This window comes from Spectribacter hydrogenoxidans (assembly GCF_031846275.1).
GTDB lineage: Bacteria > Pseudomonadota > Gammaproteobacteria > Nevskiales > Salinisphaeraceae > Spectribacter > Spectribacter hydrogenoxidans.
Map to the genome: position 1 here is coordinate 1 of NZ_JAVRIB010000007.1, position 20,844 is coordinate 20,844.

The 20,844-nt window shown below is 57.2% G+C and carries 20 protein-coding genes; 8 read left to right on the forward strand and 12 right to left on the reverse strand.

The genetic code is table 11. From position 1 onward, the window contains the following. Nucleotides 1-135: 135 nt before the first annotated feature. Complete coding sequence (locus tag RM532_RS15925; RefSeq protein ID WP_349255285.1) at nt 136-465, forward strand: YpsA SLOG family protein; 330 nt, start codon at nt 136-138, stop codon at nt 463-465. Nucleotides 466-490: 25 nt separating this feature from the next. Here RM532_RS15925 and RM532_RS07855 read toward each other — a convergent pair whose 3' ends face one another. Together RM532_RS07855 and vapB are read right to left on the reverse strand one after the other, a co-directional pair. Further along, nucleotides 491-910 (reverse strand): type II toxin-antitoxin system VapC family toxin, encoded by a 420-nt coding sequence (locus RM532_RS07855; protein WP_423246887.1) that lies wholly within the window; start codon nt 908-910, stop codon nt 491-493. 2 nt (nt 911-912) lie between these two features. Next, nucleotides 913-1,221 (reverse strand): type II toxin-antitoxin system VapB family antitoxin, encoded by a 309-nt coding sequence (vapB, locus tag RM532_RS07860; RefSeq protein ID WP_311652695.1) that lies wholly within the window; start codon nt 1,219-1,221, stop codon nt 913-915. A 33-nt stretch (nt 1,222-1,254) separates the two neighbouring features. Here vapB and RM532_RS16035 point away from each other — a divergent pair, with 33 nt between their 5' ends. Continuing rightward, the gene (locus RM532_RS16035) at nt 1,255-1,569 is read left to right on the forward strand and encodes a YpsA SLOG family protein (protein ID WP_423246888.1); all 315 of its coding nucleotides are present in this window, start codon (nt 1,255-1,257) and stop codon (nt 1,567-1,569) included. Between the two features lie 55 nt (nt 1,570-1,624). Here RM532_RS16035 and RM532_RS07865 read toward each other — a convergent pair whose 3' ends face one another. The 6 genes from RM532_RS07865 to dndA all read right to left on the reverse strand — a co-directional run bounded on the left by RM532_RS07865 (nt 1,625) and on the right by dndA (nt 9,102). After that, nucleotides 1,625-2,290: a HEPN domain-containing protein gene (locus RM532_RS07865; protein WP_311652696.1), complete on the reverse strand. Its 666-nt coding sequence runs from the start codon at nt 2,288-2,290 to the stop codon at nt 1,625-1,627. A gap of 149 nt (nt 2,291-2,439) precedes the next feature. After that, complete coding sequence (locus RM532_RS07870) at nt 2,440-2,829, reverse strand: hypothetical protein (RefSeq protein WP_311652697.1); 390 nt, start codon at nt 2,827-2,829, stop codon at nt 2,440-2,442. A 122-nt stretch (nt 2,830-2,951) separates the two neighbouring features. Beyond that, on the reverse strand, nt 2,952-4,976 hold the full coding sequence (locus RM532_RS07875; RefSeq protein WP_311652698.1) for an AAA family ATPase: 2,025 nt from the start codon (nt 4,974-4,976) through the stop codon (nt 2,952-2,954). A gap of 69 nt (nt 4,977-5,045) precedes the next feature. Beyond that, on the reverse strand, nt 5,046-6,059 hold the full coding sequence (locus RM532_RS07880) for a helix-turn-helix transcriptional regulator (protein ID WP_311652699.1): 1,014 nt from the start codon (nt 6,057-6,059) through the stop codon (nt 5,046-5,048). A gap of 418 nt (nt 6,060-6,477) precedes the next feature. Beyond that, nucleotides 6,478-7,932 carry a DNA phosphorothioation-associated putative methyltransferase gene (locus RM532_RS07885; RefSeq protein WP_311652700.1) on the reverse strand — a complete coding sequence of 485 codons (1,455 nt, stop codon included), beginning with the start codon at nt 7,930-7,932 and terminating at the stop codon, nt 6,478-6,480. Nucleotides 7,933-7,941: 9 nt separating this feature from the next. Next, on the reverse strand, nt 7,942-9,102 hold the full coding sequence (dndA, locus tag RM532_RS07890) for a cysteine desulfurase DndA (protein WP_311652701.1): 1,161 nt from the start codon (nt 9,100-9,102) through the stop codon (nt 7,942-7,944). An 88-nt stretch (nt 9,103-9,190) separates the two neighbouring features. Between dndA and dndB the strand changes: the two genes are divergently transcribed. From dndB to RM532_RS07910, 6 genes are all read left to right on the forward strand, one after another. Next, the gene (gene dndB / locus RM532_RS07895; RefSeq protein ID WP_311652702.1) at nt 9,191-10,294 is read left to right on the forward strand and encodes a DNA sulfur modification protein DndB; all 1,104 of its coding nucleotides are present in this window, start codon (nt 9,191-9,193) and stop codon (nt 10,292-10,294) included. Then, nucleotides 10,287-11,876 carry a DNA phosphorothioation system sulfurtransferase DndC gene (gene dndC, locus RM532_RS07900; protein WP_311652703.1) on the forward strand — a complete coding sequence of 530 codons (1,590 nt, stop codon included), beginning with the start codon at nt 10,287-10,289 and terminating at the stop codon, nt 11,874-11,876. The genes dndB and dndC overlap by 8 nt, the downstream gene beginning before the upstream one ends. Further along, nucleotides 11,863-13,851: a DNA sulfur modification protein DndD gene (gene dndD / locus RM532_RS07905; protein WP_311652704.1), complete on the forward strand. Its 1,989-nt coding sequence runs from the start codon at nt 11,863-11,865 to the stop codon at nt 13,849-13,851. Before dndC ends, dndD begins: the two co-directional genes overlap by 14 nt. Before the next feature lie 7 nt (nt 13,852-13,858). Continuing rightward, entirely contained in the window at nt 13,859-14,236 is a 378-nt protein-coding gene (gene dndE / locus RM532_RS15930) for a DNA sulfur modification protein DndE (protein WP_349255289.1), read from the forward strand. Nucleotides 14,237-14,376: 140 nt separating this feature from the next. Continuing rightward, entirely contained in the window at nt 14,377-14,748 is a 372-nt protein-coding gene (locus RM532_RS15935; RefSeq protein ID WP_349255290.1) for an HIT family protein, read from the forward strand. Between the two features lie 9 nt (nt 14,749-14,757). Further along, nucleotides 14,758-15,858, forward strand: coding sequence for an HNH endonuclease domain-containing protein (locus RM532_RS07910; protein ID WP_311652705.1), 1,101 nt, complete (start codon nt 14,758-14,760; stop codon nt 15,856-15,858). Between the two features lie 244 nt (nt 15,859-16,102). Here RM532_RS07910 and RM532_RS07915 read toward each other — a convergent pair whose 3' ends face one another. The 4 genes from RM532_RS07915 to RM532_RS07930 form a co-directional block, all read right to left on the reverse strand. Further along, entirely contained in the window at nt 16,103-16,408 is a 306-nt protein-coding gene (locus RM532_RS07915) for a hypothetical protein (protein WP_311652706.1), read from the reverse strand. A 112-nt stretch (nt 16,409-16,520) separates the two neighbouring features. Continuing rightward, complete coding sequence (locus RM532_RS07920; protein ID WP_311652707.1) at nt 16,521-18,485, reverse strand: AAA family ATPase; 1,965 nt, start codon at nt 18,483-18,485, stop codon at nt 16,521-16,523. Further along, entirely contained in the window at nt 18,472-18,678 is a 207-nt protein-coding gene (locus RM532_RS07925) for a hypothetical protein (protein ID WP_311652708.1), read from the reverse strand. The genes RM532_RS07920 and RM532_RS07925 overlap by 14 nt, the downstream gene beginning before the upstream one ends. Then, nucleotides 18,675-20,804 carry a DEAD/DEAH box helicase family protein gene (locus tag RM532_RS07930; protein ID WP_311652709.1) on the reverse strand — a complete coding sequence of 710 codons (2,130 nt, stop codon included), beginning with the start codon at nt 20,802-20,804 and terminating at the stop codon, nt 18,675-18,677. The genes RM532_RS07925 and RM532_RS07930 overlap by 4 nt, the downstream gene beginning before the upstream one ends. Nucleotides 20,805-20,844 lie beyond the last annotated feature (40 nt).

Sequence of the window (20,844 nt, forward strand, 5' to 3'; positions counted from 1 at the left end):
CGCAGTGCAGTATGAGCGGGCTTGCGTTTATGACGCGCTCGGCAAGAAGACACGCGCCCGGGAAGAGTTCGAGCGGATCTATGCTGCCGATCCTGGCTATGAAGACGTTTCCAGCCGTCTCGGCCTGGTCGGCTGATGGGAGTAGAGCCGAGCGTGTCGGGCCCCTTGTCGATTATCTCCGGCGCGCAGACGGGGGTGGGTCGCGGCGCCATGGATGCCGCACTGGATGCAGGCATACCCTGCGGTGGCTGGGTGCCACCGGGGCGCGAGGCCGAGGACGGCCGAATCCCTGATCGGTATCCCGTGCAGGAGATGACGACGGGTCGCTATCGACAGCGGACTAAGGCCAATGTTCTGGATTGCGACGGAACCGTCCTGATCTATTTCGGCTCCCTGCATGGAGGCACGGAGCTGACTCTCCAGTTCTGCCTGCGAAACAAAAAGGGTATCCGGAATGGAGTGTAGGTTGAGGGGTTAGGGCTTACCGGCGTCAAGAAACAGGATCGACCCAGTTCTCTACGCGCAGGCCCTCTACGCGGCAGAAATGCTTCACGTTGTTCGTCACCACCACCGCCCCAGCACTAAGCGCGTGTGCAGCGATCATCGTGTCCTGCGACCCGATAGGCGTCCCGGCCTCTTTGAGTGCGGTGTAGACCTGCGCCCACGCGTCGGCGGCGTAACGATCCCAGGAAAGCACGGCATGCAGCGGCGCGAGAAACGCCTGAAGCCGCTGCACACGTTCAGGCTCTCTGCCCTGGGCGACTACGCCTTGCATGAGTTCGGCATAGGTGATGACCGAAACGACGATCTCGTGGCCCGAAGAAGCCGTTCGTTCCAGCCGTTGTACCACCGACACCGGCGCCTTACGGATGATGTAACTGCTGGTGTCGGTGTCCAGCATGTAGCGCATCATCACCCCGCCGGATCAGGCTCAATACCGATCATTGGGCGCTCGGACAGGAAGTCGTCACCCACGTCCGGAGTATCCATCAACGCGCTCCAGCTGGGGCGCTTCGGTTCGATGACCAGCCGAGAGCCCACCCGGTAGATGAGCACCTCTTCGGTATCACCCATATCCATCTCCTTCGGTAATCGAACAGCTTGATTGCGGCCGTTGCGGAATAGTCGCGCGGTTCGCGGCGGAGCATCAGGCATGGCGAAGAAGTCCAACCAATCCTGTTTGATCTGACGCCCCTGCGTGCCGTACTTCCTATCGCTCATGGTTCTTCTCCGATGATGGCCTATGCCGAGTATATGCCATCAGTGCAGCCCGTCAAGGCGCTCCGTGTTCGCAGGCGAGCCCACACTCTATTCCGGATACCCAACAAAAAGCCCTATCTGATCGTGGATGCCCACGAGATGACAGTCGAACGAGCGGCTGCCCGGATCGTCGAATTCATCGCCGCCCAACGTGTTAACCGACTCAATGCCGCGGGACCTCGCGAGGGCAAGAACCCGGGGGCCTATCAATACACCTATGACGCACTGAGACTCGTGTTCGCGGGCCTTGGACACGCGGGTCAGACCTGGTCTGATCGTCGCAGATGCTACGCATTGCTCGAGTGGTGAGACCGTTACCGTTTTGGCTAGCGATGAGAGACGGGAACCCGGCGCAACGAATGAATCACCGCTCGATGACAGGGTATAGCGCATCCCCCCACAGGGTGTCGGGATGCCGCATCATCAGGTCCAGCGCGATAGGGACGATGTCGGCCAGAATTTCGTTACCGAGGCTGATCTGCGGCCGATTGACGCGGCCGTTCCAGGTCGCACCGCCATGCACGATCTGGTTTCTCAGGGTGTAAAGCGCCTGGAAGACGATGCTCAGTAATCGCGGTGTATCCACCGCCGCCAAGGCGGCATTCGCCGCCTTCCGGTAGGACGAGAAGCGCGCCTCCCAGTCACCGTCCGGCTCGTCGTGATTGAGACTGTCCCAGAACGGTTGATAGACGTACTTGTTGTTCAGCAGGTTGCGGATTGGACCGGCGTAGCGCTGCCAGACCAGCTCGTACAGCCGCTGGTTCTCGTCGAGACTCTCCAGCTTCGTGAAAAATTGCTGGATTCGTTCCGGTTCGCTCGTCCGGCCGAGACCGCTGAGGTTCTGGGCGTAGGCGGCGTTGAAGGCGATCCACAGGAAGACGAAGCGACCGTCCTCGTCATCACACTGATTGGCGCGGTCCAGCCAGCTGAGCCCGCGGTGAGCTCGTAGAGCGAGTCCCTCGGGGAACGAAACCCGGTGGGTGCGTTGGTAAGTCTTCAGGGTCGCGTGGTCGGGTATGGCGTCTGTCATGGGGTTATCAGCGGCTCGGTGGCTCCTACAATAGGGTCGCATGCGGCCGCTCAGGTTTTCAGAAGGGCTGTTCACCTGACCAGCTGACCTCGGCTGACGAACCGCAACCACGTGTCGATGGTGTACAGAGTCGTGGAAACCGGCATGGGCTAGCGTTTTCGGTCAACGATGTTTCCGATCAGCATGACGCCAATGGCAAGAATCGGCAGCGCAAGCACGGATGTGATCACGAATGCATAAAGCGCGATAAGCACGTTCGACTTGCGGGAAAGATTCACCAGCATGCCGAGGGCGTAAAGCATCGCGCTCGCCAGGAAAACCTTGACGTTCAGGTTCAGGACGAACTCGTTGCCCTCGTGATTCGAGTTGAACAGCAGGGCTGCGGCAAGCAGAACGTAGATCAGGCATACGCCCAGGGCGTTTGCGACGTTGAAGGGACGGTAGAGATACCGCTCCTCGGAGAAGGAATTGATTGCGGGAATCGACGCCACGATACCCAGAAGGGTTATCAATGCGCCGATGATTAAGAGTGCTTCCATGGTGAACTTCCTTGACTGAAGTATGGATCTGAGCGGGTGCCCAGCCGTATAGAGAGGCCCGAGCAGGCAGTAGGCGATCTGGCGTACCTGCCCAGGCTTGAAGGAGTGGTTGATAAGCGGGCTCAGCCGATAAAGCCGATTGACGTCGTTCTGCCCTCGCGCTGCTCGACGAGATCGGTCAGCCGGCGAATGACAGCTTCCCGGTCATCGAGAAGGTCCAGAATTTCCGCCTGACGACGCGCCAGAACCAGATCCGCCGTGGTCACTCGAGCCATCGCCCCCGTCGCTGGCGGCGTGGACAAGCCCAGGATCGTCCGGAATCCGTAAGCCAGGGCGTCCTGGTCCAGGTAGTCGAACCGGATCTGGAAGGTGAACCGGCGAAGGCTTGCCCGGTCGAGCTGGTCCGCATGGTTCGTTGTCACCCCGAATGGCACCGGGTGAACTTCCACCCAGGTGAGCAGCTCGTTCACGCGGCTGTTCTCCCAGGTGTGCCGGGCGGCATCTCGCTGACTGAGCATCGCCTCGACTTCGTCGATGATGAGAAAGGCGCGCTCAGCGGCAGCCTGCTGGAATGCCTCGGCGATTTTCTGCTCGGTTTCGCCGACCCATTTCGAGAGCAGGTCGGAGCCCCGCAGATGGACGACATCCATGTCGATCAGATGTGCCAGGTGTCGCAGATAGGCACTCTTCCCGGTACCCGAGGGTCCGGAAATGCACAGGGAAACCGGTCGATTCGGGTCGGCTGATAACCTGGCTTCCAGCGGCGCGAGATCCACCGACGGATTGATCAGCGCCGGGTCGAACGAAAGCTGTGAACTGTCGACAGGGGTCGGCGCTCTCCCCTGATTCATCGCGCATACCAATCCAGTCGTGATCTCCCGGACGTCCTCGAGTGAACCACCGGCGAGCCTCGCACTCGTGACGGCCGTATCGGCAATGGCGGGTGCGCTCCGGAATTCCTGGCTCAGACGCCGGGCATCCACGGGCTCACAGTCAATGTCCTCTCGCTCTAGCAACTGCTGCCACATCTGTTCACGTACCCGGGAACCGGGGGTGCGGACGTCGATCGCATAGGACATGCGGCGCATCACCGACGGCTCGATGCCGTCCAGGTCATTCACCACCCAGAATGTCGGGCAGGTGGTCTGTTCGAGAAGCCGGTGGAGATAGACTCGCGAGTGCTTGCGGGATCGCCCGCCGAAGAGTCCGAGCGAATCGCCTCCCGCAATGATGTCGTCGGCTTCGTCGACAAGAAGGAGGGCGTCGGAACGCTCGCCCAACAGCCGTCGAGCAATGTTCACGGCGCCGATTCGTTCCCGTCGGGATGGCTCGTGCGCTTCGTCATCGCTCTCCCCCAGCGCGAACAGCGAGATGCCGAGCTTCGCGGCAATCGTCTTGCAGAACTCCGTCTTGCCGACACCGGGAACGCCGTAGAGCAGCACGTTCACCCCGTGATGCCGCAATGCCATCGCGCCATCCAGCACACGCAGGAGCCGATCCCGTGTGTCGCCGAGGTGCGCAAAGTCCTCCCAGGCAAGGGTCGCAGGCAGCGGGTCGCCCAGGACGTGTTCCGCCAGCGTCTCCGGCTCGCTCGCCCGATCCAGATAGCTCTTGATGAACCCCGGAAGTTCGCTACAGCCTCGGATCTCCACGAGCCCGTACCGGGAAAGCCGGGAGGCAGGCGCCATCGCCTGGCGTAGATCATGGTCGGAATACCCCAGAGCGTGTGCAAACGTCCGGCGTATGCGGGGCTGCTCGAGTCCGGTCAGGTCGCAATTGAACCCGTCGAACATGTGAACAGCCGGCGGGTAGAGCGAATAACGCGCCATGGCGCCGATGAACGCCTGCTCCAGCGCATCCAGTCCCAGCTGGCGGCTGAGTTCCTCGATGCGCCGCTGCAACGCGCTGGGCTTGCATGCGGGTGGCGCATCGCTGGTCTGCGTCCGGATCTGTTTCAGCAGTGCCTTGAGCTGACGGGGTGTCCCGTCGTAGTCGTCGACGTCTTCCTCGAGCCCGTGAAGTTCCCCGGTATGACCGGCCCACTCGAGGAAGGACATCAACGACATGTCGTTGGCGTCATGAAGCGGCGCATGGGTCATGCGATGGCAGTAGCCCATCAGCACCGCGCGTTCGTACTGGTCAAGCATTTGGCAGGTCTCCGGCAAGTGACCTGCGCTAGTTTCCGGCTTTATGCGACAAATAGTGTCGCGTCGAATTTATGTCACGACATAATTTGACGCAGCCTGCTCGATCTCGGCGGCGACCTGCGATCTCAGACGGCCTGGTTCGACGACGGTGACCGACGCGCCATGGCCCAGAATCCACCAGCGTAGCTCGGCGGTATCCGGCACCGTCGCGCGCACCAGGAACTGGTCATCCTCGACCGATTCAATCTGCTGGTCATCGCACAGTGGCCTCTCATCCAGGTGCTCGGATACCTCTCGCGTCACCTTCAGCACGAGCTCAAGCCTTTCATCCTGGTGGGGGTAGTCGAAGGCACGCTGCGAGTGCAGGTAGCGATCCAGATCGAAGGCCGGAAGCGCCGGACTGGGGTCATGGCTGATCTCGGCTGACTCGATGCGATGCGCGGCAAAGTGATACGGCGGCAGCTGGGTGCCGTAGGTGCCCACGAGATAGGTCACCCCGTTCTTGATGACCAGCCCGCGCGGGTCGATGTCGTGCAGCTGCACGTGGTCGGCGCCACGTCGTCGATACCGCATTTGCAGGGTGCGCTGCTGAAGCAGTGCCTGCTCCAGTGCCGTGAGCACAACGGCCGACACCTCGGGTTTCATCAGCCCCGGGCCGCGCCGAAGAAGCCTGACGTGCTTGCTCCACGAGGCAAGGCCGGAAGGCGATGCCTGACCCAGAACCTGTTCGGCCTGGTCGAAGTACGGGCTCAGTTGATCGAGTATCGACGGTGGCAGCGCATCCCCGAGGTGACGCCTTGCCATGAGAAAGACCAGTGCCGTACTTGGGTCGAGGCCCGGCACGTCCAGTACCCGGAAGCCCTCCGGCCAGAACCAGTGGGACGTGCGTCCCTCGATGTCGTCTACGAAGCCGAACTGGATGGAGAGTGATTGCAGATCCCGCTGCACGGATCGAAGGGATATCTCGTAACCCTCGTCGATCAGCCTCTGATGCAGCTCGCGGGTCGACAGTCGCCTGGGTGCCCGCGGGATTGCGCGTAGCAACAGCCACTGCCGGTAGGTCTGATCGGTTTTCTCGGCCATGGATTAGAACGCCGCCGGATGCGGGGAATTATGTCCGGACATAATCCTGCCTGAATGCGACACTGGTTGTCGCATATATTGCTCAGCTTTGCTGCTTGGGTATGTGCCTTCTTACGAGCGTGAATAACCAACCAATTCCCGGGACGGAACAGATTGGCGGTTCTGATTGTGTCGCGCTGCTTGGACGTTCATGCTGCGACAGAGCATTGGAGCGGGTGGGGCATCGTGAAGTGTAATAGTGATCGTCGGGGAGCATCTGGTTTGTTGGCAGCCTCTGGGTCGGCTAATAATCGGGAACGAACCCAGTTCAGAGCCGGGCCTTTACTGGGGACAGAATCCCGCCCACGGTTATAAAATTTGGGAGGCACGACTCTATCTCCCGACTGCCGACTAGTCGCGCCGGCTATAGCCCTAGAGACTAGATGTATTTCAGTTCTTCTAGTTTGTGGCCTCTAGTCCGCAAATTTCTTGCCCTGAGTAATTGGGTCCACTGTTTTTGGTAACCAATCAGGCTAGAGTCTTTGAAAAGTCCGTATTTCTCTTCACTCCGGGTTAGGCGTGAAAACCGTTTGAAACGAGAATCAGAAGAATATAGAAATGTCTCTTTACGGTGTAGTATCGGTTTGTTTGCGTGATTTCCAAAATACCGGAACTTAACCCTAAAGGTCTGCAAGTTAACGGAATACGAGAAAAGAAGGGCCGGATGCGGATCGCGGTTGAAGTCTGGGTAGCCAAGATACGTCACCTTGGGCTTGATGCGGTCCAATTTCACGAGAGTCGCTCCGTCGACCCGGCCAATATAGCCTCGCGCACAGCCTTCATAGAGACGGAGCTCTAACGGTAGGTGGCTCAATGCATCGACATGGACATAGAGTGCCGTAGGCAATAGCTTGCCGACCTCGGAGGCCATGCATTTCAAGTTGATCAGCCCTTCTATCCCCAGCCGGTGGAGCAGTTCGTCCGCTAAAGCGCACGACTTGGTGTAGCTGGAGAAGAAGGACTTGACGTCAAGTTGCAAAGAAGGCGGTAGCTCGGAGAGTTTGGGTCGGCCGTCGAACTGGGACAAGGCCAGGTAGACAAGCAAATCTTCCGACCGACTTTGCGCGACTTCTTGCCACTGCTCTTCACCAATAACGGTCTTCACAAGCTTGATGGCTTGCTTGGGGCGTCCAAACTCTTGAATCAGTCTGGGGACACAATCGAGCTCCTGCTCTGCGGGAGCTCGCCCATGTGTGGCCATGAAGTCAACGATTGGCTGTAGCGTCTCTTCGTGGTCCTTATAAATCTGCGTGGCGTTGGGGCCGATCCGAATTGAATGTCTGCGGCGGGCGCGCTCTGCCAGAAATGCCGAGCGCTGCTCAGTGCTCCTGAATACATAAAAGACACCGGGCGCCGCTGCTATAGGCTTTGCATCGAGGGTCTGTGCGATCCAGTTGCGCAAGACATCTTGTGTGTAAAACTTTTGGAAGGTTCCCCGGGAGGTCACTGCGCCATCGCCGTGCGCCTTCAAGCCTTTCAGCGATGGCTCTTCTTCGATCAGCCGTGCACTCACGACCAGCGTATTGCGAGCGAGTCTCCAGGCTGTCTTGAGGGTGTCCGCCCGCTCAACGGGGTCTTCGATTACGTTGACGACGTAACCGAAGTTGACGACGTCCGCCGGCTGGCGAGGGGCATGAGCCCTGTGCACGGGATCCCAGCCCGTGCAGTCGAACCCAAGCTTGCGCAAGCGTTTTAGGTCACCGCCACGGCCACAGCCATAGTCGAATAGGGCCGTGGTTCTGGTAAGCAGTCCGTCTTCTATCGCGGTCCGTATCGGTCGGGACAGGTCCGCCCGTTCGATCGCGGTCCGGTGTCTGTGAATGACGCGGCTCACAACGTCGATCTACAGAAGTACTCGAATAGCCTCGCGTACGCCGGCCCAATCCGGTTCAGGTGTCAAATGCGACCATGACCACCGCGTGGCTGTTTCGGCATCCTCTTCATCGAGCCCCATTGCCTGGAGGACATGGCTTGGCTCGTAGATCGTGGATGTGCATGCCGAGCCATTGGAGATGGCAACGTGGTCTCGCAATGCAAGCATGACTGCTTCCGAGTCGATGTTGCTGAAAGACACATTCACTACATGGGGAAGTGTTCGGCTCGAGTCGCCATGCACGTGAAGATCCAGCTCGCCAAGCTCGCGGAGCATGGTCTGCTTGAATTCGGTGCAGTACGTTGCCCGCTTGTCATGATCCCGCAGAGCGACTTCAGCGGCCTTACCCAGGCCTGCGATGAGATGGACGGGCAGGGTGCCGGGGCGCCAGCCGCGTTCTTGGCCACCACCGTAGAGAAGAGGCTGGATAGGAGGACGTTTATGGCCGCGTCGCCGTCCGATAAGCGCGCCGATGCCCTTTGGGGCATACAGCTTATGGCCGCTCAGGCTGATCAGATCGATGCGCGGGTGCCGTAGCGTGTCGAGATCTTTGCCGAACCCCTGTGCCGCGTCAGTGTGCAGAAACGCGGGATGGTCTGACAGCATTTCCGCAACCTTAGCCACCGGCTGCACGACGCCGGTTTCGTTGTTTGCGTGCATGACGGAGACCAGGAGAGTATCCGGGCGCATCGCATCGTATATAGCGTTGGGGTCGACCCAGCCTTGCTGAGTTGGCGCGACATAAGAGACCTCAAAGCCCCGCTGCTCAAGGGCCTCCAACGGCTCAAGCACAGCCTTGTGCTCAATGGCAGTGGTGACAATATGATGCCTCTCAGTCTCTTCGCCGTATGCGGCTAGCCCCAGCAGACTCAGGTTATTGGCCTCCGTGGCGCCGGAGGTGAAATAGACTTCATCGGATGCGCAGCTAGCCAGCTGCGCAATCTGCTCGCGCGCGTTCTGCACCGCTCGGTTGGCTTGTTGACCGTAGGTATGCGTGCGGCTGCCCGCGTTGCCATATTCGACCCGCAGATAGTGTTCTACGATGTCGATAACCTCCGGCTCCAGAGGCGTCGTGGCGTTGCAGTCGAGGTATACGGGGATAAAGTGGCTTGCACCGGCGACCATCGCCATATCTCCAAACGTTTGTTAATTGGTTGACATACGTTTGTTATTATGGGTAGAGTGCGCCGCAACGTAAAGGGCAGGGGACACAGTACAGATGGATCCGCGATTTGGATATACCTTCCCTGCGATTCGCGGGGTCCAGGCCAAGCGGGAGTACTACGTATCGATGTGCCCCCTGCGCATCATCCCGAAGATATTCTACTTCGATGAGGAAGAAGCGGCACTGCCTGCCGAGCTCCGTGCTCAGCGCATCCTAAACACCAACCGCGTACCTGAAATCGCCGAGTATGTCTTGAACAATCAGGATAGCTATGTCTTCTCGGCTATCACGGCTTCTATTGATGCTGACGTCGTATTCGAACCTCTCGGCTCTGATGATATCTCTAGCGATGTGGGGATGCTGCGCGTGCCGCTCGACTCCAAGTTCATAATCAACGATGGACAACACCGCCGCGCTGCGATCGAGGAGGCGATAAGGGAGAAGCCCGCACTGGGTGACGAAAGCATTGCAGTGGTCTTCTTTATTGATCGCGGCCTGGAGCGTTGCCAGCAGATGTTCGCGGACCTCAATCGCCATGTGGTTCGCCCGAGTAAATCGCTGGGGATTCTTTACGACCACCGCGACCGCATGTCGCAACTCACCCGCTTGGTGGTTCTCAAATCGGATTACTTCAAGGACCTGGTGGAGATGGAGAAGACCTCCCTGTCGCCGAGATCCAGGAAGCTGTTCACGCTAAGTGCGATATACGGCGCAACGGATGCCCTGCTCGAGGGCCGTGACCTCGATGACCTGGCGCCCGCCGCCGATCTGGCGCGTGACTACTGGGAGGAGGTCTTCCGCCAGATGCCTGAATGGCAATTCGTGCACGACAAAAAAATGTCCGCGGGCGAGGTCCGCAGCGATTTCATCCATGCCCACGGGATCACGTTGCAAGCGCTGGGCTATATCGGCAATGAGCTGATACAGCGGGCTAAGAATGAATGGAAGAAGATCTTGCGCAAGCTGCGCGACATCGACTGGGCCCGGAATAACGCGCACCTCTGGGAAGGCCGGGCGATGGTGGGTGGCCGCCTCTCCAAGGCTGGCCAGAACGTGACACTGACCACCAACGCAATCAAACACGCGCTGGGGCTGGAACTGACGCCCGAGCAAGAGCGATTAGAGAAAGCATTCAACAGGAGCCAACGCGATGCCTGAGGCAGCAAGCCAAGCGCGACGGTCGATTTTCGCTGAAGCGGGCGTTTCGAAGACTCTCGAAGCCCTAAAGCAGGACATCGCTGGCCTATACCAAGAGGACAATATCCCTTGGGTGATCGGCTATAGCGGCGGCAAGGACTCGACCTCTGTCGTACAGCTCGTCTGGCTCGCAGTGAGCGAATTGCCGGCAGAGCAACGAACCAAGCCGGTCTACGTTATCACCACGGATACTTTGGTGGAGAACCCGGTCGTCGCCAGCTGGGTGAATCATTCCCTGAAGCGAATGGAGGAAGTCGCTCGGTCAGAATCAATGCCGTTCCATCCCAACCTTCTCAGGCCGGACTTGAAGAACACCTTCTGGGTGAATCTGATCGGAAAAGGCTATCCGGCACCACGGCCGAAGTTCCGATGGTGCACCGAACGCCTCAAGATCAAGCCATCCAATCGGTTCATTCAGGATACTGTGAGTGAGCATGGTGAAGTGGTCCTGCTGCTAGGAGCGCGCCGCGCAGAGAGCGCTGCGCGTGCCGGTGCGATGAATCGAGCTGAAAGAGCCTCCCGAGATCAATTCACCTACCATCAAGATCTGCCCAACACCTTAGTTCATATGCCTATTGGCGATTGGTCCAACGACGACGTGTGGACCTTCCTGATGCGGGTCAAAAATCCCTGGGGCGTAAGCAATAAGGACCTGATGTCGATGTATCGGGGCGCGACGGAAGACAACGAATGCCCCGTCGTGGTGGATACGAGCACGCCGAGCTGTGGCAACAGCCGATTCGGTTGTTGGACGTGCACCCTCGTCGACAAAGACAAGTCCATGGGCGCCATGATTCAGAACGACCACGAAAAAGAATGGATGATGCCGCTTTTGGATATACGTAACGAGTTGGATTTCCGCGGCGAGGAAGCCCGCCAGCGGGACTTGGAGCGCCGCGATTTCCGACGCATGGGCGGCCATCTCCAGTACTACCGCGACCAGGATGGGGAAGCGCAGCTGATTCCCGGCCCCTATACCCAGGAGGCGCGCGAGCACTGGCTGAGTCGGGTGCTGGCGGCGCAACGAAAGATCCGGGATGACGAGCAGGCGCCGGACTATGTTCAGGAGCTAGAGCTCATCTCGCTCGAAGAGCTGGAAGAGATCCGGCGAATCTGGATCACGGAAAAGCACGAGGTCGAGGACTTGGTGCCCCGGATCTATATCGAAGAGATGGGCGAGCCCTATCCCGGCGCCGAGCGTCCGGTAGTCGACCTGTTCGAGGGAGAGCTTCTGGAGCTACTGAAAGAAGCCTGCGACGGCAATCGCGTCCGCTACGAAACCGCACGCAACCTGCTAGCCATCGAGCGCCGCTATCAGTACATGGGCGCCCGCCGCGGCCTATTCAAAGAGTTGGAAAAGGCGTTACGAAACGGTTGCTTCGAGACCAAGAAGGAAGCGCTGGAATTCAAACGACGGGAGGCGGAGATCGAAGGGGATACGGCAGGCGCGTGCGCCGGTCGGCAGGTAGGCGTTGAGGGCGAGAGCGCCTACGTGGTTGAACGGTCTGAGGCAGGGCAGGAGCAGCGTAATGCAGTTAACTGAAGTCGTGCTGCACAACGTTGGCGTATTTCTGGGACGGCATGCGGTTGATCTGTCCGTCTCGACGCCGGAGCGACCCGTCATACTGTTCGGGGGGCTCAACGGCGGAGGCAAGACGACATTTCTAGAGTCTCTCCAGCTCGGGCTCTATGGCAAGTTCGCCAAGACCGGCCGTCGTCGCAGTAAAAACTACGAGGCCTATCTCGAAAGCCTCATCAACGAAAATGTCTCGCCCGACGATGGCTCCTCCATAGAGATTGCCTTTCGTGAGCTGGAGGACCATAGCGAGCGGCAGTATCGAGTCATTCGCACTTGGAGACGTTTAAGATCACGGATCTCGGAAACGGTCGACGTATACGTGGATGAGCTTCTGGATCCGAGCCTCAGCCAGTCCTGGGACCAGGCTGTCGAGAGATTCCTGCCTCGGAAGCTCTGCAACCTATTTTTCTTCGACGGCGAGCAGATTGAAGCACTGGCGGACCCGAGTCAGTCCAGCGAGATCCTCGGCACAGCGATCAACAGCCTCCTGGGGCTGGAGCTTGTTGATCAGCTGGTTACAGACCTTCAAGTAACCAAGCGCAACAAGCTCCGTCAGACAACGGACGTAGGCCATCAACATCGCCTGGAGGAACTTGGCCAAAAGCTCGAAGCCTTGGGATCGCAGCGAGCTGAGTTGCAAGAACGTGGCAAAGCATTGGTGAAGAAGGCGGCCCAAGCTCAGAATGAGCTGGACCGCGCCAACGCCGATTATCAAAAGCGAGGCGGGCACCTGCTGGACCAGATGCAGGAGCTGGACCGAAAGAAGGCCGATTGCAAGGCAGCCCAGCGCCATCTGCGCGATGAGCTGCGCGAGAGTGCTAGCGACGCCTTACCCTTGCTACTCATGCGGCCTCAGCTTGATGAGCTGGCTTGCCAGGCGGCTAAGGAGCAGCGCGTAAAGACGTACCGCGAAGCCGAGCCCCTCCTCAAGGAGACCGAGCAACGGATTGTTCAGTGGCTAGAGCACAATTCCGTAAAAGAGGACCTTATAGGCAAGCTGCAGGACTTCCTGTCTGAGAATAATCGTGAGCAGAAAAGGCGGGTGGATTCCGAGATTCAGATAGACCTGCCAAGAACCGCTTTGTTCTTACTTGAGAAACTGCGCTCGACCGAGCTGGACCGGGTTTCGGAGCGTGTCCTCAAGATCAAGGATGGCCTGGCGACTCTGGAGGATCAACTCGCCGAGGTCGAGCAACAGTTGGTCCAGGTCCCGGAAGAAGCTGCGCTCAGCGATGTGATCTCGCGTCGGGAACGGGCGCGTCTTACCCATGAGCAGCTAAGCGAGCAGCAAGAGAACCTGGGCAATGAGCTCGCCAAGTTGGAAGCAACCATTAATGCCCAAGAGCAGAAATACCGGGAGACGGAGTGTAACGCCATGTTGTCAGGGCTGAAGGACCAGCTAGAGATGCGCGTGACCGAGACCGCTGACCGTATAACAGAGACCATGGACGCGTTTAAGAGTAAGGTCCTGCGCCGACACCTCGCGCGACTAGAAGGAGTGATACTTGAGTCCTATAGGAGTCTGCTACGGAAGCAAGGGCTGGTCAGCGATGTTCGTATAGACTCAGAAACGCTAGGGCTGACTGTTCTGGGAAGTGACGGCCGCAAAATCGAGCCGTCACGATTGTCTGCCGGCGAGAGGCAGCTGTTAGCTACGGCAATATTGTGGGGGCTGGGTAAGGCGTCAGGCAGAGCGCTGCCGGTTGTGGTCGATACGCCGCTTGGCAGGCTAGACGCCTCCCATCGCAGCAACCTTGTGGAAAATTATTTCCCAAATGCCAGTCACCAAGTGATCCTGCTTTCTACAGATGAAGAGATCGATAAGCGGTACTATAAAATGATTAGTTCGCATTTAGGCGGACAGTATGAAATCCACTTTGATGAAAAACGGGGAGGAAGTGTTATAAGAGCCGGCTACCCGTTTGAGGAGGCTGCCTAATATGGCAATGGAGACAATTCGGCTAAACGCGCGAGCTCGGAATCAACTGATGACGCTGAAGCGGCGTACTGGTATCGGGAATTGGAATGTGCTGTGCCGGTGGGCATTATCCACGTCCCTTGCAGAGGATCATCCACCCCGTGATATCTCGGTTAGCGGAGAGGCTGCGATTGAGATGACGTGGCGAACGTTTGGAGGTGAATACGCGGATGTTTACCTAGGCCTCCTAAAACAATACTGCCTAAAGTCTGGTTTGGATGTCCACGATACGGCGACGCTCAATGAGCAGCTGAAAAAGCACTTATATCGCGGCATTGGTTACCTTGCTAGCCGGAAGGAAACGCAGTCAATCGAAGAGTTAGTTGTTCTGTCTACCTCGCGTTAGCTTAAGTAAGCTTGGATTTATTCGGTGCACTACAGGGTGAGGATTTGGATTGCCAAAGGCATTGGCTATGAGCGCCCGTTGGCCAGGGGGGGGGAGCAGCCTGTGAATGCACGATGACCCCCGAAAAACACGCAGCGCAAATGTGCCCGTTTTGTGAGCTCCCAGATTCGCGGATCTGGCATGAGAATGAGCACTTCTTTGTGGTTAAAGATGCATTCCCGGTGTGCCATTGCCATTCACTAGTCATCGCACGAAGGCACGACGCCTCGATATTCAGCCTCAGTAGCGCTGAATGTGACGATCTAAACCGAATGCTTCGTTGGATAAAAAACGCAATTGATGAACTAGCCCAGCCTTCTGGTTATAACCTTGGTGTAAACGAAGGTCGCGCTGCTGGTCAAACAGTCTCCCATTTACATGTCCATGTAATTCCCCGATATCCAGACGACCAGCCAGATCCGCGAGGAGGCGTCCGGTGGGTATTGCCGGAAAAAGCAATCTACTGGGAATAGGTTTGCCGTATGGTGCGTAGTCTGCCGCCGTCAGGTGCGGGGTTAGATACGGGGGCGCTCGCGCAGCTTTTCCGACGTACGACTAATTCTTATAAATACCTATTCTTTCTCGCCATTTTGACTCAGCTAAAGAGCAAGCAGTTTCGGGCAAGGATATTGGATTTGGACGAGCTGACGGTCGAAATGACAGGGTTGGCCTGGTATCCCTATGAACATTTTCGGCTGTCGTTTGGTATCCAAGATAAGATAGCGGATTCTTTGCGGGAGTATCCGGTAGCAGAAGGTTCGATGCCCGGCCGCGCGATTGTGCGACAGAAATTGCGTGCTCAGGGGCCGAGGATGGCCCTCGATAGGCTCATGCGTTATGTGCCATATCGATTACTCACTCCATTCTTTGAAGATGAGTTAACTGGCCTGTCAGATAGCCGGAAAAACAGAAAAATTAGCTTGTTGGCTGACAGAAACTTCGACTCGCGAAAGCCTCTTTATCGATTAAGGAAGGCTGGCCAATTAGAGGTCCATCCGGATTGGCTGAGTTATTTATATAAGAATTTCTCGCTCGTCGAGGGTTGGGCAAATTGGGCATGGGTCAGATACCTCACAGATAGGAACCCCAATGTGCCAAATATTGCAAACAAAGTCGGTTCGCCCGCCCAGCGTAACAATCTGAATTCGGCAAGGAAATTATGGGAAGCTGCATTGGAGCGCGATACGGTCCGATGCCCGTATTCCGGGTACAGGTTAACTGGGACCCACTTTGAGCTAGATCACTTTATACCGTGGCGATATGTAGCACATGATCACTTATGGAATCTGGTAGCTGTAATCCCGGAAGCTAATCAGGCAAAGCGGGACAGAATTCCGGCACAATTATATGTAGACGGGCTAATCGACTCGCAGTTCCGTCTGCTTAAGGCAACTAAAGAAACAATGGAAAATGAATCTTCCTGGGAATCGAGGATCGCCGTGCATTACCTGAATGGTCTACGCGTTACCACTAGCGAGGAGCTCCTGAATGAGGTAACTCTGGCGGATGCATACGAAGCTACAGTGGGTCCAATGATGGCCATCGCCAAGCAAATGGGGTTCAGCGGTGGCTGGCACTTTTAGCGGCGCTAATAATAGCGAGTACTGTACGGTAGCTGGTTGACCATGTATCGATCTCACCGGATCGGCGCGCCAAACCGACCGGACTGAGGCCAGCGATTTGCTAGCCGGCATGAGACAAAGCGCTGAGGCCTGCTACATCCTTAGGTTTGGCCTTGGAAGTGCCGCGAAGGAGAATGGCTTGGACGCGGCGACGCGGTCGGTGCGAACAGCCATTGCTCCTCTCCTACTCCTCGCCTGAGTTGGCCTAACTTGAAAGCACTAACTCAGCCAACTTTTGTTGATAGTACGTGGGCGGATTATCCTTGAACAGCGCAGCGAGAATCTCCAAGCCGCCCACCATGTACGGGTACAGCACTTCATAGACGGAGCGATCCTCAAGGAATGACTTATACCCGTCATCATGGAGGTGCGAGGCAGCCAGTCGCAGAGCAAGGACCTGCTCGTCGTTGAAGACCTTGCAAGGAATGGATTTCACGCGCGGGCCGTCAGCGTCTCCCCGCTGTCGTTGACTGAAGCCGATCATCGCCGCCAAGAACCAGACGTCCGCCATGGTTGAATCGCGGTAAGCGAACGGGAAGTGTTCCTCCGAAATCCAGTCCTTAATGGCATTCTGGAGTGCCTTAGGAATCTCCCAGTCGTTTGGGGCCTCGAAGGATGTGCACCTAAGCCTCATGCGCGACCACCTCCGTTACTTCGTCATCATGCTCAAGCTTGTATGATGCGCCGATCAGACTGGCCCAAGCTTCCCGCGTCTTGGAGTCCTGTTCACGATCAGTTAACAGGAAGATGAGCTGGCGGTTTGGTAGAAGGCGCGGAAGCTGTTTTGCTATATTCGCTCCCGGGCTTTTCGAAATTCGCCCGAGTGGCGTGTCCACGATGAAGGGCGCACGGATGCGAGATACCTTCGTCAAAGCAGATGTGTATGCGTAACCGAGCGTTTGCAGTTCCCCTTTGGAACGCGTTGGGGTCTTGTTGCGGCCGCGACTATCCAGAATAGCGGGGTGGTATGCCTCATCGATACTAATCTGGAATTTGGCATCCTTGAGAATCAGTGACCCCCAGTTATCTTCTAAGGTATCTGCCAGACGCCTTCGGACGTCTTCCATGTGCCCGTCGCGGAGGTCATCCAAGTGATTCCCAATGCTCTCCAGGAAATACAGGCGGTTCCTGGCACGATTTGCTAGGTTGAGCCTGCGGTCGAGAGCTTCCTTCTGTTTTTTGAGGCCGCTAAGTATATTCGTATTCTCTTGAATCGTATGGCGCAACTCGGTTTGTAGCCGGACGGACTTCTGCTCTAGGTTGCGGATGCGCTGGACTTCAATTCCGACCTTCCGTACGCGATCCTCGGGGTATTTCTTCATCTCGGCCTCGAGATGTTCGACAGCAGTTCGGTTTTTCTCGACCTCCTTCTTGGCATCCTCGAACTCCTCCATGAGCGTGCCAATGCGCTTTTGGGTATCACCGGAGAAGAGCCTGCGAATGATGGGCTCCGCTCCGTCGAGTTCCCGCTTGTATTCAGGTAGGTCGTATTCCGCGAGTACCGTTCGAATCTGTTCCAAATGGATTGACCCTTCTTCGAGCGTTGCGCCGCAAATACAGTTACCTTCGTTGATCAGGCGATCGATGTACTCCGGCTCAATAGGGGGGGGCATGTCCCCTTTGACCCTCTGTTCTTCGATGAACTGGAGGCATTCCTCGGCCAATCCCGTAGCCAATTGGGCGCCGCCACCATGGACGATCTCCTTGTGGAGCCGTTGGCGTGCTGCCTTGACCTCCGCGGCGAGCCTGCCCCGTTCGGAGCGCACATCGCTCAGCTGCTTCCGCAACTTGTTGACTTCCTCCGCCTCTAGGCCATCAAGGACATCCATTTGGTCCTTCAGCTCTGCCTCGAGGCGAACGAGGTCTTCATCCACCTCTGCAAGGTCTTCCCGTGCCTGCTCCAGTTTTTCTGAAGTACCCTCGATCTTTCCAGCGAGCTCGACAATCTCTTGTTCGTCTTGCGTGTTCGGCTTCTCCCTCATCATAAGGTTACGAATGTGTGTCCTAGCGCGGTCTATGACTGCCACCTGTGAGATATGCTCGACCGCTGCCGTCAAGTTCTGGGCCTCAAGTACGTCCTGGTGAATTGTTTCACCATTGAACAGAAACAGATGTCTCAGGTCTCTAGGAATGATCTGCTTGATGCGGTCCGGAACTTCGTCCGGTGGTATCTGGACATGTGTTCCACCGATGTCGTACATCATCGTGGCCGGAGGGTCATTCTTGGTGACACTGCCGTCCTCTGTGAGTGAAGCATTGGCGCGACGTAAAAGGATGCATTCGTTCCCATCGTCATCTTCGAGACGTACCTCGACTTCTACTTCAATGGCGTTGCCCACGCCAGCTTCTTCGAGGGCCTTGCTGTTCGCGAACTCCTCCGCTGCGTGCGTCTTGGCGCTGGGCTTTATGCTTAGATGAGGCTCGTCGCCCCAGAACGTCCAACAGATGGCGTTCATGATGTTGGATTTGCCGTAGCCCATGTCGCCCAGGATGAGAGTGATGGGTTGGTCTTTGCTGGTTGAGAATGAAATCTCTTGCTGCCCGTAGAATTGACGGTAGTTCTTGAGTCCGAGGCTACGAATCTTCATTCAGACTCTCCACCAGTTTGTCGATCTCCTGGGTGATGTCTGCCAAGCTCGGCACACGACTGTAGTTGAGCCGGGTTCCTTCCCATTCAAGGAGCCAAACGAGGAAATCTTGCATTGCTGGGTCCTCCACGGTTTCCTTGATGCGCTCCTTAATGTCCGGGTTCAGTCGATATGTGTCGAAGGAATTGCTCATGGAATCTCCTCGTAGACATCCAAAGAACTTAGCTGGCGGAGTGCGTCGTCGGCGTTTGTAGCATCCTGTGCGAATTCCTGCGCACGGTCGAACTCGCGCCGAAAGATGACGTTTCCGGGGAGTCTAACCTGGGTCGATGGTCCGACAAGAACGTCGTAGATGATCGCTCGTTCTTTGCCGGGCGCTCGGCGGAGGATGCGCCCGCGGCGTTGGATGTACTGCTTGGGATTAGTGGTTGAGGCCATAAACACAGCGACCCGCGCTGCTGGCACGTCCACGCCTTCGTCAAGGCACTGGATGGCGACCAGTGCGTCATAGGTCCCGTCTGAGAACCCTTCCAGGATGGGCATCCGATCCTTGGTCTTAGTACGGTACGTAATCTGGGCCCGCCGGTATCCTGCTCGTGCCGTTCTGTCAGATACCGCCTGCAAGTGATTCGGGCTACAGTAAAAGAGAACATGTGATTGGCGCCCGTCCGCGAGGAAGCGGTCTAGATAGTCGAGCTTGCATTGTGCGTCCGATAGGACACGAGCACGCTCCAAAGTCGCGTAGTCGAGCCCGTCCTTCGCGTCGAAGAGATACGGTTTCATCTTGGATGTGAGGCGCTTGTACTCGTCGAATTCATTTTGCGTCAGTTCGTGGACTTCGAAGTGGTACTCGTACGGGCAAAGCCAATCGTCAGCGATTGCGTCTGCAAGTGTATACGCGTGCAACTCTGGGCCGAAGAAGTTAAACAGTCGGCTGGTGCCGTCGTCGTCGAAGTGGCGGTGTGGCGTCGCGGTCAACCCCAACGTGGCGCTGAATGCATCTCGGATATTGTCTAGCATGTCCATGGTTGCCCGCGTACCTAGAGAGTGAGCCTCATCTCCGATGATCATAATCTGGAGATCTTTGCCCAGCGCGAGTGATCGCAATCCATCGGCGGAATGAGTGGAAAGGCCGTCGTTTGTTGTTAAGAGCCACATGTCGCGTTTGGCGGTGCGGATGGATGCTCTTAGCAACCAGTTGCCGAGATCTTCCTGCCAGCCCTTGGTGTCTACTGACGATACAGGACGGATGCCGATGAATTTCTCGACTTCCCGTGACCACTGCTGGACGATGTGTTGTTGCGGTGCGCTGATTACGACCAGGTGTGGCTCTTCGGGTGTTTCCGCAATCCAGCGCTGGGCTGCGGCGATTGCAGTTAACGTTTTGCCGGTGCCAGTCGCCATCGACAGGACGCCATTGTGGCCCTGAGCTTCCCATTCCGCGACCCTTTCTTCCTGGTATTCACGGAGCTCATAGGCGAGGGGTTCGTCGCAAGGCTCGTCTCCGTACGCGGCTTGGTAGGCGGTTAATTCCGCCTGCGTTATCGGATCCGGTGCAGACGCCGGGGCGTACTTGGCAACGAGATTCTGTGCCGCCGCCTCTGGGAAATCAATAACCTCTGTGTGAGGGGAATTGTTGAACCATAGTGTCTCAAATTGCTCGATGTGCTTGTGAATGCGGTCTTCGTGGCCCATCCACGAATACGCAGGATCGAAGCTTTCACTGTTGTGGAGCAGGGCTCTCTGGGACTCGTTGAGTCCACCAATGAAGGAGATTATCGATCCGTTTTCCCAGTAGCAGATGCCCACTTTGCTGTGGAAGACTCCGTGGCTTTGTTCGACGTTAACCGGTCTCCCGTCTTGTTTGACTAGAGCGACCTTCAATCGGATGCGCCCGTGCTTGAGGAGCCAGGCGAAGACTTCCACGTGTCTACGTCGGAAATCATTCTGGACCAGTTCATCGAGACGGTCCATGTCGCGGTCGATGGCCCGGATGATGATTTGCTCATGGCTGGCGCCGTCCTCGAGAGCCTTGTAGTCAGATTCTGTGAACCTGCCATTGGTAATGAGTCTCATCGAGCCTCCGTTGATGAAGAACTCCGAGAAGCCTAGGGCCCCAGCGCTGAGGAAAGAGCTGCAGAAATCTCCTGTGGCGCGGTCATACTGTCCGGCAGCGGCCAGGCAAGGTTCAAAGAAGTCGCGCACCAGGTCGTGGCCCAAATCTCGGCTGTAGGACGGGAGAAACTTCTCGCGGTCGGCCAGGCTGATCTGACGGCGGGGTCGGCCGGTGCGTTGGTGCGGTTCATTTGTATTAGTCATCGTTGCGCCATTTGGGCTATTTTGGGACGTTACCTCGGAG

Coding starts and splice junctions, on each gene's coding strand:
- RM532_RS15925 (WP_349255285.1), top strand. CDS start 136: ATGGGAGTAGAGCCGAGCGTGTCGGGCCCCTTGTCGATTATCTCCGGC.
- RM532_RS07855 (WP_423246887.1), bottom strand. CDS start 910: ATGCGCTACATGCTGGACACCGACACCAGCAGTTACATCATCCGTAAG.
- vapB (WP_311652695.1), bottom strand. CDS start 1,221: ATGAGCGATAGGAAGTACGGCACGCAGGGGCGTCAGATCAAACAGGAT.
- RM532_RS16035 (WP_423246888.1), top strand. CDS start 1,255: ATGCCATCAGTGCAGCCCGTCAAGGCGCTCCGTGTTCGCAGGCGAGCC.
- RM532_RS07865 (WP_311652696.1), bottom strand. CDS start 2,290: ATGACAGACGCCATACCCGACCACGCGACCCTGAAGACTTACCAACGC.
- RM532_RS07870 (WP_311652697.1), bottom strand. CDS start 2,829: ATGGAAGCACTCTTAATCATCGGCGCATTGATAACCCTTCTGGGTATC.
- RM532_RS07875 (WP_311652698.1), bottom strand. CDS start 4,976: ATGCTTGACCAGTACGAACGCGCGGTGCTGATGGGCTACTGCCATCGC.
- RM532_RS07880 (WP_311652699.1), bottom strand. CDS start 6,059: ATGGCCGAGAAAACCGATCAGACCTACCGGCAGTGGCTGTTGCTACGC.
- dndA (WP_311652701.1), bottom strand. CDS start 9,102: ATGGCGATGGTCGCCGGTGCAAGCCACTTTATCCCCGTATACCTCGAC.
- dndB (WP_311652702.1), top strand. CDS start 9,191: ATGGATCCGCGATTTGGATATACCTTCCCTGCGATTCGCGGGGTCCAG.
- dndC (WP_311652703.1), top strand. CDS start 10,287: ATGCCTGAGGCAGCAAGCCAAGCGCGACGGTCGATTTTCGCTGAAGCG.
- dndD (WP_311652704.1), top strand. CDS start 11,863: ATGCAGTTAACTGAAGTCGTGCTGCACAACGTTGGCGTATTTCTGGGA.
- dndE (WP_349255289.1), top strand. CDS start 13,859: ATGGAGACAATTCGGCTAAACGCGCGAGCTCGGAATCAACTGATGACG.
- RM532_RS15935 (WP_349255290.1), top strand. CDS start 14,377: ATGTGCCCGTTTTGTGAGCTCCCAGATTCGCGGATCTGGCATGAGAAT.
- RM532_RS07910 (WP_311652705.1), top strand. CDS start 14,758: ATGGTGCGTAGTCTGCCGCCGTCAGGTGCGGGGTTAGATACGGGGGCG.
- RM532_RS07915 (WP_311652706.1), bottom strand. CDS start 16,408: ATGGCGGACGTCTGGTTCTTGGCGGCGATGATCGGCTTCAGTCAACGA.
- RM532_RS07920 (WP_311652707.1), bottom strand. CDS start 18,485: ATGAAGATTCGTAGCCTCGGACTCAAGAACTACCGTCAATTCTACGGG.
- RM532_RS07925 (WP_311652708.1), bottom strand. CDS start 18,678: ATGAGCAATTCCTTCGACACATATCGACTGAACCCGGACATTAAGGAG.
- RM532_RS07930 (WP_311652709.1), bottom strand. CDS start 20,804: ATGACTAATACAAATGAACCGCACCAACGCACCGGCCGACCCCGCCGT.